We start from the raw sequence: 14,085 nt of genomic DNA, 5'->3' as shown, positions 1-14,085 counted from the left end.
TGACACTTCACCAATACATGTACTAATCATAATACCCATATTTCCTAACGATCTCATAATTATTCGAGTCACTTCACTGTCAAAAGTCGTCTAATTTCCCCATTATAATTCCTAATAAATTGAAAATTCTAATATAACAAGTCGAAAACTGCGCTTGCCCGGGAAATTTTACGTGTTTAATTTCCTAAACAAACGATATAACCTTTTTTTTGCCTGCACAGCAAAAGTGTCTCCTTGATCGCTCCTATTCGAATCTGTGTGAACAGCTAGTGCCTTTTCTGTAAAAAAAACAGCTTGACTATAATCTTTGTATTGGTGTTCCATTAACTTCGCAAGCTCAATACAGGCTTCTTTTTGAATAGTTAGTATTGGTTGTCCAGATACTTCCATCCACAAATTCTTTGCTTCATCAAATTTCTTTTCACGTTTCCGATGGAATGCAAGATAGTGTTTGGCAACAACATCCCCTTCCTTCGCAGCAGATATAAAAGAAGTGGCCGCTACTTCTTTTTCACCTAAATATTGAAACCATTTCCCAACTAACGTTTTTTCTGTTGCCGATTGTTGTGGATCCTCAGAAAGTATTTGAATAGTTAAATGAATAAATAGAGTGATCAACGATAAAATATCAACTTCATTATGTTGCAGAACTTTTAAAATGGCCTCCGGATCTTTTCGTTCGACAAAATCAAAGTAAATCATTGGCGCTAAAAAACCGGGGATGTCGTTTTCTCTCTTGATGCCCAATATTTCTGCTTCGACATTCACAAGCTTGACGGATTCTATTCTCTCTTTCCAAAGTCTTCTTGAAGCATGATAGAGATCAAAATGACCGAATGCTGGTAGTTTTGGGACATGCTCTTTAACAAGAGTATGCTGTGTTTGAACTTGTGGCCAATCAAATGCCTTTCCATTGTATGTAACAAGGGTTGTATAATCGACCGATTCTAAAAAACTTTTATAAAGAGCAACTTCAAATCCTGGTTCTGGCAAGAAGTGTTGCTTAAGGACAATTTCATCATCCACCAGTTGAGCATGGCCAAGTAAAAATATCGTGTTCCCAGCGCCACCATTTAGTCCCGTTGTTTCCGTGTCGAAGAAGAATAAATTTGTTGGACTTAATCCCTTGGCCGATAAAGGATGATTACCAGAAAATGATTGCCACAGTTCTACAGCTCTCAACAAGTCACTAAACGGATAATGGCCATGTAAATGACTTAACGGGTAACGGACTTCTCTAACGAGGCAAAACTGTTCTTCAAAATAATAAGGTTTTGCCCCTGCCCTTTCCCAATCTTGTAAAAATGGAATACTTTGTGTTGCACTTAATGCTGTTTTTACGTCGGGTTTAGGCAGTTCTAGTTCTTCTTTACGAACTACATGTTTCTTCAAACGGTTTAATTTCCCTTTTATCGATATTGTCATCTCCCCCCTTCTACAACAATGTCAAGATATTGACTTCTTTTTTTCTTAGTAAACCGCATCGATAAATTCAGTTAATAAGTCAATCGTTATTTTTTTTGATTTTCCAAATTCGGTTTCAATTCCTATACATGAAGGGCAGCCGGACCTGCAAGCACAATTTTCTACAAGTGATTTAGCTTCTAATAAAACATCAATCATTTGCTGAAAGATCTTCTCGCTAATTCCAATCCCACCTGGATAACGATCATAAATAAAAATAGTAGGCTTCTCATTATGGGCTGCTTTTATTTGCGGAATAACTTGGAAATCACTCGGATCACACATCGCAAATAGCGGGATAATTGCTTTCAGTGTGTGTGATAAGCCAATTAATCCAAATTCTAAATCTTTTAGTTCCAGTTCTCTTAATTCTTGGTTAAAGGAAAACCAAGTAGCATTTGTGTGTAACTCCATTTCTGGGAGATGAATCGGCCCAGATCCAATGTTTTCATGTGTTTCAAACTTAATTTTTTTAAAGATTGTTGCCATTGCATTCACCGTTACATCCCCATAGGCTATTTCCGCACATGCTTTTTCAACCCTTTGATCCTCTTCTAATACTTTTAACTGAACTGCGAGATTGGCATCCGTGTAATAATCCACCTCTACTTCAGAGATATAGGATTTTTTCTCTTCCCAATCAAGATGTTCAACTTGGTATTGAATCCCTTGATGCAAATAAATCGCCTCATCATGTAAAAGTGTCATAGCACTAAAAATATCCATCTCGCCTATCACTTTTACGTTTGCACGATCTGTTTGATCAATAATCACAACATTTTCCTGAGAAGCTGAGCGGAGACTGATATTATGAGCTGGAAAAGAATCGTTCATCCAATACCACTTCTTACCGTTTTTATGGAGGATCCTCTCTTCTGCCAAAAATTCTAATATATCTTGAATTTCTACCTCTCCAAATAACTCATTCTCTCCAAAAGGAAGCTCATATGCTGCACATTTAATATGATCAGATAAGATAATTAAGTTGTCCGGATTCAAACGAGCTGTTTCTGGATTCTGTTCAAAAAAGTACTCGGGATGTTCTATAATATATTGATCCAAAGGAGAAGAACTAGCTACCATGATGACGAGAGATTCTTTCATTCTTCTACCTGCCCTACCCGCTTGTTGCCAAGTGCTGGCAATCGTTCCCGGATAGCCTGTCATAATACAAACTTCAAGTTGACCAATATCTACACCTAATTCCAAAGCATTTGTACTAACGACACCATAAATCGTTCCATTGCGAAGTCCTTGTTCAATCTCACGACGCTGTGATGGCAAGTAACCGCCACGATATCCTCTAATTGCTTTAGACCCAATCTTTTTGCTAATGAGTTCATGTAAATAAGTTAAAATAATTTCAACACGAACACGACTGCGGGCAAACACTATCGTTTGAATTTTATTTTTCAAAAATTCGCTTGCGAGGCGTCGAACTTCAAGTGTTGCACTTCTGCGTATATTTAACTGCTGATTAATGACTGGTGGATTATAAAAAATAAAATGTTTCTTCCCACGTGGCGCTCCATTTTGATCTATAAGAGTCATTGTCTCCCCAGTTAACGTCTCCCCTAGCTCTTTTGGATTTGCAATCGTTGCTGACGTGCAAATAAACAGAGGATCAGAACCGTAATATTGGCAAATTCTCTTTAATCTTCTTAAAACATTTGCGACATGACTCCCAAATACACCTCGATAAATATGTAATTCATCTAGAACAACGAACTTCAAATTCTCAAAAAAAGCTACCCATTTTGTATGGTGGGGTAAAATCGCTGAATGAAGCATATCGGGATTTGACATAACAATGTTGCCAGCTTTACGCACTTTTTGTCGAATATTAGCAGGAGTGTCACCATCATAAGTATAGTGATTAATTGGTAGATGGACTGCATCAATAAGTTCATTAAGTTCACTCTTTTGATCTTGAGCTAAAGCCTTAGTAGGAAATATATATAAGGCTCGGCTTGTTCTATCCTCCAAAATTGTTTGGAGAATGGGCAAGTTATAACAAAGCGTTTTTCCAGAAGCAGTTGGAGTAATAGCTGTTATACTTTCACCTGACATGACAGCATCATATGCTTGTTTCTGGTGTATATATAATTCATTAATTCCCCGAGATTTTATAGCCTTAAGCAGATCATTGTTTAAATTACTTGGGAAAGGCAAAGTTTTAGCTGATTCTTCCTCTAAAGTAAACCATGTAACAATTTGATCTTTATATAAAGGATTATTTTTTAAATTGTTCAGTATATCTTCAAAACTATTCATCCATTTCAACTAAATCACCTCTATCTCTTATTCTAGTGAATAAGTGTTCGTTTTCCTAGTATATTGATGAAGTATCACTTAAAAAAAAGAACTCTTTTAATAAAAACAACATAATATACATTGACTTGAAAAGGAGGTGTAAACATGGAGGAAAAGCGACCTCTCAATAGTAATAACAGGCAACTCGAGGATTCCTTTCGCCATTTTATGAGTACAATGGATCGGCTATTTGCTGAGCCTCCAAATAGGGGATTATTGCAAAGTATGGATGATTTCTTTACTCAGTCCAAGCCATTTGGAGGTTTTCCTGTTAACTTAAAAGAACAAGATAACGAATACATCGTTCAAGCAGAGCTTCCTGGTGTGAAAAAAGAACAAATTGCAATCGAAGTATTACCCCAATATGTCTCCATTTCTGTAAAACAAGAAGAATCAATTAGGAAAGAAGATCATCACAACTCTATTTTTCATCAAAAGGGATTATCGAGGAAAATGTCAAGAACCATTCCGCTTTCCAAACCAGTGATACACAATCGAGCAAATGCTCATTATGAAAATGGGATGCTTACGATTAAAATTCCTAAAGAAAAAGGAAGGAAAATTAATATCGATTAAACGCAAACACATAATAAAGATCATACAAACTTGATAGCTTCTATGAACTTAGATCTGTTCAACTTTATAAATTCCTATGAAAAAAAGGAATCGAAAAAAATCGATTCCTTTTAAAGTTTAAATAAGCCACCAATACCTTTAGCCATACCAGAAACCTGGTTAAAAGCATTGACTAATTGACCTGCCGTGTTAATCATTTTGTTGAAATCAAGAGAACCATCCTGTGATTTAAATGAGTTCATGACTGAACCAATAGGGGATGGCTTTGGGATATATGACATTTTTTGCTGATCTTGCTGATACGTTTTTTTGGGATAGCTTTCATACATATATCCCTCTTCTGGTTGTAGTGGATTTTGAAATAAGTAACCTGTTTTTTTCTGCTGTCCTTTTTGTGACGGAACTGAATGATATTGATACGGACTATACTCGTTATAAGGAAATGGTCCGTATGGTGAGTAAGCATTATACCCGTTCATATGTCCCATTTGGTTGAAGTAAGGAGCATATGGCTGTTGTTGAGGTGGCGGTATCTGAAATTGATATGGTTGTGATTGGATATTTCTATATGGGCGTAACATCATACAATCCCCCTGGATTATTTTCTATTACACCATATGCCCACAGAAGTAAAATGTCACAATCCATTTCTTTTTTCTAACTCCTCCATCATTCTTTGCAAAATAAAATCAATAGACTGAATATGACTGTTGAATCGTTTTAAACTTGTTTTCGGAAAAAAGGCACGAATAGAGACCATTTGAATATTTTCTGCTGTATTCCGAACTTGCATAGGATGAAGATTTTTTGGTTTTTCTGTTAAAACCCAATTGACTGCCGCTGGTTCCCATTCGTCAGCACATTCTTTTACCTTGTCCGCAAAAGGTTTAACTTCTTGAAAAAAATCACCTTCTTGACCACTATCACGACATTTTAAGAAGCTTTCATTTGCTTTTTGATTATATTCATACAAGCGAGTTGTTAATTCCATTAGTCTTACTTGATCCAAACTTCTCATCTCCAAAGAAAAAAGTAGCTTTTTATGGCTACTTTTTTCCACATCTTACTATGTTTAAATCAATTTATCAAGTTATCCTTAACGTGCTATTGCAAAGCTTTGCTGCAACTTTGTTTTCTTAAATTCGTATTCTCTTTCCAACTTTGAAAGGGAATGCTTCATCTTTCGTTCTTTCGCCTTCATTATGTTATTCAAAGCAATCTGATTTTGGATCGATTTTTCCGCAATCATTTGTTCTAACTCATCCATTTGACAACTTATCGCCTCTAGTCTCATCAATAGTTCAGTTTTAGTCATACGGCAACCTCCATCTACACCTTTTGCTACACTAATTCTCTATTTTTTTTATGTTCCCTGCATGGTTGACAAAACTAGAAGTGATTCGTCAAACAAAGTGGTTTTCGTACGAATAAATTATCATTTCGACATATGCATCTGTTTTTACGTAGAAGGTCGATTTGGTCCAGTAAGCTTCGGATTGCCTTCCCCGGCTTTTCTAGGTTGGTTTTCCTTTTTCTCTTGTTTTCTGTTTCGATTTTTGGCCATTTAACAAACCTCCTTGAAAATAATTATGTCACCTATAACATATCCATTTTTATTATGATCATGCATAGCTTGTCATCCTATTGAAAAATTGTTCAGGAATATATATCCTTTCTGTATGATTGGCTGTGGTATAATTGGCAAGTGAGGTGAAGCTAATATGGAGGTTCATTATCCGAATGGCAGGAAATATCAGGATCCCGTTATTTCCAAAGTAGCACAAAACAATGCAAAAAAGAGTTCTTATAGTAACCGGGGCATGACTCTTGAAGAAGATTTAAATGAAACCAATTCATATTACCTTTCCAATGGTATAGCCGTGATTCATAAAAAACCAACTCCCGTTCAAATTGTTAATGTTGATTACAAGTCAAGGAGTAAAGCTGTCATTAAGGAGGCTTATTTTCGTCAAGCTTCTACGACAGATTATAATGGAGTGTGCAATGGTAAATACATTGATTTTGAAGCAAAAGAAACACGAAGTGTAACATCCTTCCCATTAAAAAACTTTCACGAACACCAAATTGAACATATGAAAAACGTTGATAAATTAGGTGGAATAGTTTTTGTTATTTTACGCTTTGCTTCAGTCGATGAACTTTACCTATTAGAAGGTAAAGATCTATTCCGCTATTGGGAACGCATGTTAACTGGAGGCAGAAAATCGATAAAAAAAGAAGAAGTTGAAAAAATTGGGCACCGGGTCCAGTATGGATGGCATCCAAGAATTGATTACTTAAAAACCCTAATGTCTTTAAATCTTCTGTAATTTGTTGAAAGTGAGGAATACTGCGTATGGCAGAAAAATATAAAACGAGAACTGAACGAATGAAGCAACAAACGAAAACGAAAGCGAAACAAAAGCCGAAAAGTAAAGCACGAAAAATAATTAAAACGATATTTTTGACTTTCCTTATTATCGGTCTTGTAGGGATGATAACTGGTGTAACAACTTTTGCCATTTATGCGAAAGATGCGCCACCATTGGATGACGTTCTATTAATCGACCCAGTCGCGTCCCAGCTATTTGATATGAACGGGGATGTTTATGCTATACTAGGTGAAGAAAAACGCGAATATGTAGAATACGATAAAATTCCAGAAGAAGTTGTTGACGCTGTTCTTGCGACAGAAGATGTACGCTTTTTCAAACATAGTGGCATTGATTTAAGAAGACTTGCGGGAGCTGTTTTAGCAAACGTTACTCGTGGCTTTGGTTCAGAAGGAGCCTCTACCCTTACACAGCAAGTCGTTAAATTATCGTATCTCTCAAAAGAAAAAACATTAAAGAGAAAAGCACAAGAAGCATGGTTAGCAATGAAACTCGAGCAAGAATATACAAAGAAACAGATTTTTGAAATTTATATTAACAAAATCTATTATGGCAATGGAATTCATGGAATTGAAACGGCATCCAAATTTTACTTTGACAAAAATTTGGATGAACTTGAACTTCAAGAAAGAGCTTTTTTAGCAGGAATGCCCCAATCTCCAAATAACTATGACCCATATAAATATCTTGATAAAGCAGATAAACGAAAAAATATTGTACTATCCCTAATGTACCAGCATGGTAAAATTAGCAAAGAGGAAATGGAAAGTGCAAAAGAGATCTCTGTATCTGAAACGTTAATTCCAGAAGAAGAAAATAACAAAAGTTCCTATAAATATGACTCTTTCGTTGATCAGGTTATTCGTGAAGTAGAGTCAATGGGAGAAGAATACAATGTATATACGGATGGATTAAAAATTTATACAACCTTAGATCCGAATGCGCAGGAATATACAGAAAAAATGTTTTTTACAGATGAAATAGTACAATTTCCAAATGATGAAATGCAAGCCGGGCTAGTACTTACGGATACTAAAACTGGTGAAATACGTGCCATTGGCGGAAATCGCTATAAAGATATTAAGCGCGGCAGAAACTTCGCAACCCAGTTATCTGATAGACAGCCAGGTTCAACAGTGAAACCAATCTTTGACTACGGTCCTGCCATTGAATATTTAAACTGGTCAACCTATGAACAAGTTGTCGATGAGCCGTATAAATATAATACAGGACAATCGATTAATAACTTTGATCAAGGCTATCTAGGGCAAATGTCAATTCGCGAAGCCCTTTATCGGTCAAGAAATATACCAGCATTAAAAGCCTACCAAGCTGCCGGAAAAGACAAAGTACGTGAGTTTGCTGCGAAGCTTGGTATAGATCATGATCAAGTGGAAAATGAAGCAGCCTCTATCGGCGGTTTGGAAAATATCTCTCCACTAAAATTAGCTGGTGCTTACGCAACATTTGGAAATAACGGCATTTACAATAAACCACACACTGTTAAAAAGATTATTTTACGCGATGAGGAAACAGAAATCGTTAATAAAATTTCTCCTGAAATCGCAATGAAAGAATCAACAGCCTATATGGTTACGGATATGTTAAAAGATGTATTATCCAATAAAGCTGGAGCAACAGGTAGAACTGCTATTATTCCTGGATTGCCTGCTGCAGCCAAAACGGGAACAACAAACTACACACCGAAAGATATGCAAGACTATGGTGTAAGTAAGAACGACGTCCCTGATGCTTGGTTTGCTGGATATACAACGAACTATACGATTGCCGTTTGGACGGGATACGAAAAACGGAGCATTCCATTAAGAGCTGGAACAAATGATCAGCAAATCGCTAAAGAATTATATAAAAATCTTATGGCTCACGTTTCGGAGGGCATTGAAACACCAGATTTTCAGATGCCTAAAAGTGTAGTTCGAGCAGAAGTTGAAAAAGGATCGAATCCTGCTAAAAAGCCAAGTAAATACACTCCTGACAGTCACATTGTCCGAGAGTTGTTCGTAGTTGGGACAGAACCAAAAGAGGTTTCCACAAACTATGATAAATTAGAAGCACCATCAGTAAATGGTGAATACAAAGAAGCGGAAAATCAAATCCAATTTTCTTGGGAGCACCCTGAATTGGATGAAAAAGAACTTAAATTTGATGTAACTATTAAGATGAGTAACGGCAAGAACGAAGCATTAGGTCAAGTAAATGAGTTAAGTTATACACTTCAAAATGTTGAGCCTGAAATTACGTATACGATTGAAGTAGTTGCGGTTTCAGGGAATCAAAAGAGCTCAGCCGGTACAGCAAGCGTAACAGTTCCTAAAAAAGAAGAAGCTGAAGAGGAAAAGCCTGATCCAGGTGATGAGAATAATAAAGAACCAGATAAGGATCAAAACCAAGATGGTCAAGATCAACATAATAATGATAATGGCGGCCAGAATAATAATAAACCGAAACCCGATAACGGAAACAATCCTGGGCAACCAAATCCACCAGGTGAAAATGCGAATAGACCTGAGGACAATGAGGATTCCGGTGAGGCTGACCAAAATGAAGAAGATAACACCGACGAAACAAGCACTGATCAATCACCGAATGATGATCAAAGTGAGTAATATTGACAAACTGTGAATTACGCTTAAAGAAAAAGCAAGTGGAGACAATCTCCACTTGCTTTTTCTCAATCATTTTTAATAACTTCCATTTTTTTCAATCGCTTTTTGCCTTCCCGGCAGATTTCATTAAGTGGACAATCAGGGCATTGTGGATTTTGAGCTTTACAGTGGTATCGTCCAAAAAATATCATTCGATGGTGTGTAACAGACCATTCATCTTCAGGAATTTTACGCATTAATGTTTTTTCTACTTCAAGCACACTATCTTTCCATTTGCAGAAGGCTAGACGCTTACTAACTCTTTCTACATGAGTATCAACTGCTATAGCAGGTACCCCGTATGCAACTGACATGACTACATTAGCTGTTTTTCTCCCCACTCCCGGAAGCTTAACTAATTCATCACGTGTTCGGGGAACTATCCCATCATACTCGTCAAGTAACATTCTACATAACTTTTGGATATTTTTCGCTTTGTTTCTGTACAAACCAATCGATCGTATATCTAATTGCAATTCTTCTAAAGGTACAGATAAATAATCTTCAGGGGTTTTATATTTTTCAAATAAACTGGCTGTTACTTTATTGACAAGAACATCTGTACATTGGGCCGATAAAGCTACTGCAATAACAAGTTCAAATGGATTGGAGTGAACTAATTCGCAATGAGCATCAGGAAACATTTTTCCCATCTCATCAAGACAAAATCGTATTTGTTTTTTATTTAACACATTATCACCTTCAAGGCTTGATTTTATTGTTCAAGCCAGTTATAAAACGGCACTGGATTAGCTTTTTGTTGGGGTGAATAAGTTTGCTTTGTAGTTCTTTTCCGAAATCGTTGACTATGTTCCTTAGCTTGATCTACTGTTTGGATGCCATTTTTCTTCCATTCAAATAATATGCGGTCAATATAACGAAAATTTAATGTTCCAGAAATAACGGCTTCTCTTAATGCAGCCTTAATAAGTGAAGGATCTAGAGCGTCTTGATCGATCCACATTGCCATTGACTCGCATTCCATTGGAGAAAGTGGTCGTCCAAATTCGTTTTCGAAAATAGTATATAGATCTTTACTTTCAGTAAAAACCTTTTCTACATTAACCTGATTTTTTTCCTTCATGAGTTCATTTGCAAGCTTGTACCATAAAGGTGTCAGGGAATATTTCTCGAACCGAACTTCCTCAACCTTCCTATCTTCAATTTTTATAAACTCATGCTGTACAAGTTTTCGTAATATCGAAGAACATTCATCATTTGTAATTGACATTCTTTGCGCTATTTGTTCAGGAGTTGGAAATTCATTCCCTTTTTCAGCAAACGAAAGAATGTGTTGAATTAAGACTAACTCTTTTTCATCGAGCCCTAATAATCGATATTTCTCCATTAACAGATAAGGAATCTGGATAGAGCCGGCTTCAAGCCATGATACCATTAAGTCTTCGTTCCCACTCACCGTCTTACACCTCCTTTAAAAACCCGAACTGATAGAAAAGAGACTGACCATAAATAAAGTGTTTATCCCTTCTCGTTTCATTCGAAAGTTTGAAGGGCTCTACCCTCTATTTTGGGCCAGTCTCGAGATCCTATGGATAAATACGATTGAGTAACCGTGGGAATGGAATGGTTTCTCTAACATGCTCTACACCTGATATCCAAGCTACAGTTCGTTCCAACCCTAGACCAAAACCGGAGTGAGGGACAGAACCATATCTAGAAATATCCAAGTACCATTCATAGGCATCAAGCGGCAACTGGTGTTCCACTATTCGTTTTTTCATTAACTCAAAATCATGAATTCTTTCAGATCCACCAATAATTTCACCATAACCTTCAGGTGCAATCAAATCTGCGCAAAGGACTACGTCATCTCTATCTGGATGAGGCTGCATATAAAATGGTTTTATTTTGGTTGGATAATGAGTAATAAAAACAGGCTTATCATAATGATCCGCAATGGCTGTCTCATGCGGTGCACCAAAATCCTCACCCCATTGAATATCATCAAATCCTTTTTCATGCAGTAGTTTAATCGCATCATCATATGTGATTCTAGGAAATGGAGCAACAATTTTTTCTAGTTTTGATGTATCTCTCTCTAGTCTATTTAATTCAAGTGAACAATTTTTTAACACTGATTGAACGATGTATGCAACATATTGTTCCTGAACCTCAAGGCTATCTTCATGTTCATAAAAAGCCATTTCAGGTTCAATCATCCAAAATTCAATAAGATGTCTTCTTGTTTTAGATTTTTCAGCCCTAAATGTGGGACCAAATGAAAAGACTTTACCGAGTGCCATTGCTGCAGCTTCCATGTACAACTGCCCACTTTGGGAAAGATAAGCATCTTCATCAAAATATTTCGTGTGAAAAAGTTCAGTTGTTCCTTCTGGTGCACTTCCTGTTAAGATTGGAGGATCAACTTTGACAAAACCATTTTTATTGAAAAACTCATAGGTGGCTCTAATAATTTCATTCCTGATTTTCATTACGGCATGTTGACGACGTGAACGCAACCATAAATGACGATGATCCATTAAAAATTCAGTACCATGATTTTTAGGAGTAATCGGATAATCAACGGATTCATGGATAATTTTTATACTTGTAACTAAAAGTTCATATCCAAACGGTGAACGACTATCTTCCTGAACTTCCCCTGTTACAAATAGCGATGTTTCTTGTGTAATAGACTTGGCTGTTTGGAAAACATCTTCTGCTACATCGCTTTTTACAACAACGGCTTGAATAAACCCTGTACCATCACGAAGTTGAAGAAAAGCAATTTTTCCACTAGAACGTTTATTAGCAAGCCATGCACCGATTGTAATTTCTTTCCCGACATGTTGATTTACTTCTGAGATTGTAACTTTCAAATTTAAGCATTCCCTTCAATTAAAACTAAAAAGTCGATTTAAGCTTTGTTTGTTTTTTTATTTACAAATGAATGAATTCGTTTAACAGCCTCTTCCAAGTTATTTAGGGAAGTTGCGTAGGACAATCGAATATTGTCTGGTGAACCAAAACCAGACCCTGGAACAACAGCTACTAAAGCTTCTTCAAGAAGAGCCTCGACAAAATGGTCAACAGATTCGTATCCAGATAAAGCAGCTGTTTCCTTTACATTTGGAAACAGATAAAATGCCCCCTGTGGCTTTTTACACTTTAATCCTGGAATTTGTACTAATTGATTATAAATAATATTTAATCGTTCTTCAAATGCATTTCGCATTTTTTCAACGGCATCTTGAGGACCATTATAAGCTTCAATAGCACCATATTGAGAAGTTGTTGTCGGATTAGAAGTAGAATGACTAGCTAAATCCGTCATCGCAGCGATTAATGATCTATTTCCCGCTGCATACCCAATTCTCCATCCAGTCATTGAGTGAGATTTGGAAACACCATTGATTAAAATAGTTAATTTTTTCAACTCTGGTGAAATTTGTGCAATAGATACATGCTCGTTTGAGCCATAAACTAACTTTTCATAAATTTCATCGGAAATGATCAGAATATTATGTTGCAAGCAAATATTACCAATTTCAGTTAGTTCCTCTTTTGTATAGATCATACCTGTTGGATTACTCGGCGAATTGATAATAAGTGCTTTTGTTTTAGACGTTATAGCTAACACTAATTGTTCAGGTGTGATTTTGAAATCTTGTTCCTCTTTTCCTTCAACATAAATCGGTTCTCCACCAGCTAGTTTAACTTGTTCTGGATAGCTGACCCAATAAGGAGTAGGAATGATTACTTCGTCTCCTTCATTCAATAACACTTGAAAAAGTGTATATAAAACGTGTTTTGCTCCGCTTCCAACAATAATTTCGGTGTTTTCATACTCAAGGTTTTGATCCTGGCGAAACTTCTCAATAATCGCCTTTTTTAATTCAGGCAATCCCCCAGCTGGCGTGTATTTAGTAAACCCGCCTTTTAAAGATAAATAAGCAGCTTCAATAATATTTTCAGGTGTGTTAAAATCAGGTTCCCCTGCCCCAAGACCGATTACATCGAGTCCTTGGGCCTTTAATTCTTTAGCTTTAGCTGTAATTGCCAAGGTGGTTGATGGGGTAAGTGATTGTACTCGATTTGCCAACTTAATCTCCATTGATATCGTTTCCTCTTTCTCTATAAATTTTCAATTTTTCTCCACCATTTTCCAGAATCAAAGTGAATATAATAATAATTTAAATTAGAATTGTCATCAAGATAAGACAATTCCCAAACTGCCAAATCTTTTTCTTTTCCAAGGCGCACACCGAGGAGCTTTTGCGGATTTTCTTCTTCATATAATTTTGAAATAGCAGCCTCTTTTGATATACCATCAGAAAGTTTTTTTATTTCTACCTTTTGATCTTCTTTTTCAGAAATCCAGACGACGATTTTAGTACCATCACTATCATCCCCAACAACTACATAATACGTTTCGGAGCCATTATAAAGGTAAATGTCATCAACTTTTTCAATTTTCGCTTCTTTCCTTGCCCTATTCTCAGCATACTTTTCTATATCGACCAAAGGACCTCTTGCCGTCCCGTATATATAGATAAAGGCTGTTAACGATAATGAAACAACAAACAATAATGATAAGATGATCCACTTTTTCATCAGGTCACTCTCACTATAATAAATTTACTGCAAGTCAAGCTTGATCTTCCCCTTATTTAAGATTGTTTCCTTCTTAGGCTGTCAAACTTTGTCACAAA

At 36.3% G+C, this 14,085-nt stretch carries 13 protein-coding genes; 3 read left to right on the top strand and 10 right to left on the bottom strand.

All coding sequences use genetic code 11. The features are described 5' to 3' along the window. Positions 1 to 168: 168 nt before the first annotated feature. The gene (locus BN1243_RS03300; RefSeq protein ID WP_084781795.1) at positions 169 to 1,425 is read right to left on the bottom strand and encodes a ribonuclease H-like domain-containing protein; all 1,257 of its coding nucleotides are present in this window, start codon (positions 1,423 to 1,425) and stop codon (positions 169 to 171) included. A gap of 45 nt (positions 1,426 to 1,470) precedes the next feature. After that, positions 1,471 to 3,738: a DEAD/DEAH box helicase gene (locus BN1243_RS03295; protein ID WP_062110361.1), complete on the bottom strand. Its 2,268-nt coding sequence runs from the start codon at positions 3,736 to 3,738 to the stop codon at positions 1,471 to 1,473. Positions 3,739 to 3,882: 144 nt separating this feature from the next. On the opposite strand from BN1243_RS03295, the gene BN1243_RS03290 reads away from it, so the two are divergent. Next, entirely contained in the window at positions 3,883 to 4,353 is a 471-nt protein-coding gene (locus tag BN1243_RS03290; protein WP_062104837.1) for an Hsp20/alpha crystallin family protein, read from the top strand. 110 nt (positions 4,354 to 4,463) lie between these two features. Here the strand turns inward: BN1243_RS03290 and BN1243_RS03285 are convergent, their stop codons facing one another. The 3 genes from BN1243_RS03285 to BN1243_RS03275 form a co-directional block, all read right to left on the bottom strand. Then, positions 4,464 to 4,934: a YppG family protein gene (locus BN1243_RS03285; RefSeq protein ID WP_062104836.1), complete on the bottom strand. Its 471-nt coding sequence runs from the start codon at positions 4,932 to 4,934 to the stop codon at positions 4,464 to 4,466. Positions 4,935 to 4,990: 56 nt separating this feature from the next. Next, positions 4,991 to 5,371: a YppE family protein gene (locus tag BN1243_RS03280; protein WP_062110359.1), complete on the bottom strand. Its 381-nt coding sequence runs from the start codon at positions 5,369 to 5,371 to the stop codon at positions 4,991 to 4,993. Positions 5,372 to 5,449: 78 nt separating this feature from the next. Further along, positions 5,450 to 5,668 carry a hypothetical protein gene (locus BN1243_RS03275; RefSeq protein ID WP_062104835.1) on the bottom strand — a complete coding sequence of 73 codons (219 nt, stop codon included), beginning with the start codon at positions 5,666 to 5,668 and terminating at the stop codon, positions 5,450 to 5,452. Between the two features lie 406 nt (positions 5,669 to 6,074). Between BN1243_RS03275 and recU the strand changes: the two genes are divergently transcribed. Both recU and BN1243_RS03265 read left to right on the top strand, forming a co-directional pair. Next, a complete protein-coding gene (recU, locus tag BN1243_RS03270; RefSeq protein ID WP_062104834.1) occupies positions 6,075 to 6,683 on the top strand; it encodes a Holliday junction resolvase RecU in 609 nt (202 codons plus the stop codon). 26 nt (positions 6,684 to 6,709) lie between these two features. Beyond that, positions 6,710 to 9,373 carry a PBP1A family penicillin-binding protein gene (locus BN1243_RS03265; protein WP_062104833.1) on the top strand — a complete coding sequence of 888 codons (2,664 nt, stop codon included), beginning with the start codon at positions 6,710 to 6,712 and terminating at the stop codon, positions 9,371 to 9,373. Between the two features lie 65 nt (positions 9,374 to 9,438). Here the strand turns inward: BN1243_RS03265 and nth are convergent, their stop codons facing one another. The 5 genes from nth to BN1243_RS03240 all read right to left on the bottom strand — a co-directional run bounded on the left by nth (position 9,439) and on the right by BN1243_RS03240 (position 13,987). Continuing rightward, positions 9,439 to 10,104 carry an endonuclease III gene (gene nth, locus BN1243_RS03260; RefSeq protein ID WP_062104832.1) on the bottom strand — a complete coding sequence of 222 codons (666 nt, stop codon included), beginning with the start codon at positions 10,102 to 10,104 and terminating at the stop codon, positions 9,439 to 9,441. 23 nt (positions 10,105 to 10,127) lie between these two features. Continuing rightward, positions 10,128 to 10,808, bottom strand: coding sequence for a DnaD domain-containing protein (locus tag BN1243_RS03255; RefSeq protein WP_062110357.1), 681 nt, complete (start codon positions 10,806 to 10,808; stop codon positions 10,128 to 10,130). 151 nt (positions 10,809 to 10,959) lie between these two features. Then, the gene (asnS, locus tag BN1243_RS03250) at positions 10,960 to 12,252 is read right to left on the bottom strand and encodes an asparagine--tRNA ligase (protein WP_062104831.1); all 1,293 of its coding nucleotides are present in this window, start codon (positions 12,250 to 12,252) and stop codon (positions 10,960 to 10,962) included. A gap of 38 nt (positions 12,253 to 12,290) precedes the next feature. Further along, a complete protein-coding gene (locus BN1243_RS03245) occupies positions 12,291 to 13,481 on the bottom strand; it encodes a pyridoxal phosphate-dependent aminotransferase (protein ID WP_154669933.1) in 1,191 nt (396 codons plus the stop codon). 26 nt (positions 13,482 to 13,507) lie between these two features. Then, positions 13,508 to 13,987 (bottom strand): cell wall elongation regulator TseB-like domain-containing protein, encoded by a 480-nt coding sequence (locus BN1243_RS03240; RefSeq protein ID WP_062104829.1) that lies wholly within the window; start codon positions 13,985 to 13,987, stop codon positions 13,508 to 13,510. Positions 13,988 to 14,085 lie beyond the last annotated feature (98 nt).

The organism is Bacillus niameyensis (assembly GCF_001375535.1).
GTDB classification, from domain to species: Bacteria; Bacillota; Bacilli; order Bacillales; family Bacillaceae_C; genus Lederbergia; species Lederbergia niameyensis.
The sequence above is the reverse complement of the archived record's forward strand: the minus strand, read 5'-3'. Positions and strand labels throughout refer to the sequence as shown.

Coding starts and splice junctions, on each gene's coding strand:
- recU (WP_062104834.1), top strand. CDS start 6,075: ATGGAGGTTCATTATCCGAATGGCAGGAAATATCAGGATCCCGTTATT.
- BN1243_RS03275 (WP_062104835.1), bottom strand. CDS start 5,668: ATGACTAAAACTGAACTATTGATGAGACTAGAGGCGATAAGTTGTCAA.
- BN1243_RS03295 (WP_062110361.1), bottom strand. CDS start 3,738: ATGAATAGTTTTGAAGATATACTGAACAATTTAAAAAATAATCCTTTA.
- BN1243_RS03280 (WP_062110359.1), bottom strand. CDS start 5,371: ATGAGAAGTTTGGATCAAGTAAGACTAATGGAATTAACAACTCGCTTG.
- BN1243_RS03265 (WP_062104833.1), top strand. CDS start 6,710: ATGGCAGAAAAATATAAAACGAGAACTGAACGAATGAAGCAACAAACG.
- BN1243_RS03290 (WP_062104837.1), top strand. CDS start 3,883: ATGGAGGAAAAGCGACCTCTCAATAGTAATAACAGGCAACTCGAGGAT.
- BN1243_RS03255 (WP_062110357.1), bottom strand. CDS start 10,808: ATGGTATCATGGCTTGAAGCCGGCTCTATCCAGATTCCTTATCTGTTA.
- BN1243_RS03300 (WP_084781795.1), bottom strand. CDS start 1,425: ATGACAATATCGATAAAAGGGAAATTAAACCGTTTGAAGAAACATGTA.
- BN1243_RS03240 (WP_062104829.1), bottom strand. CDS start 13,987: ATGAAAAAGTGGATCATCTTATCATTATTGTTTGTTGTTTCATTATCG.
- BN1243_RS03285 (WP_062104836.1), bottom strand. CDS start 4,934: ATGTTACGCCCATATAGAAATATCCAATCACAACCATATCAATTTCAG.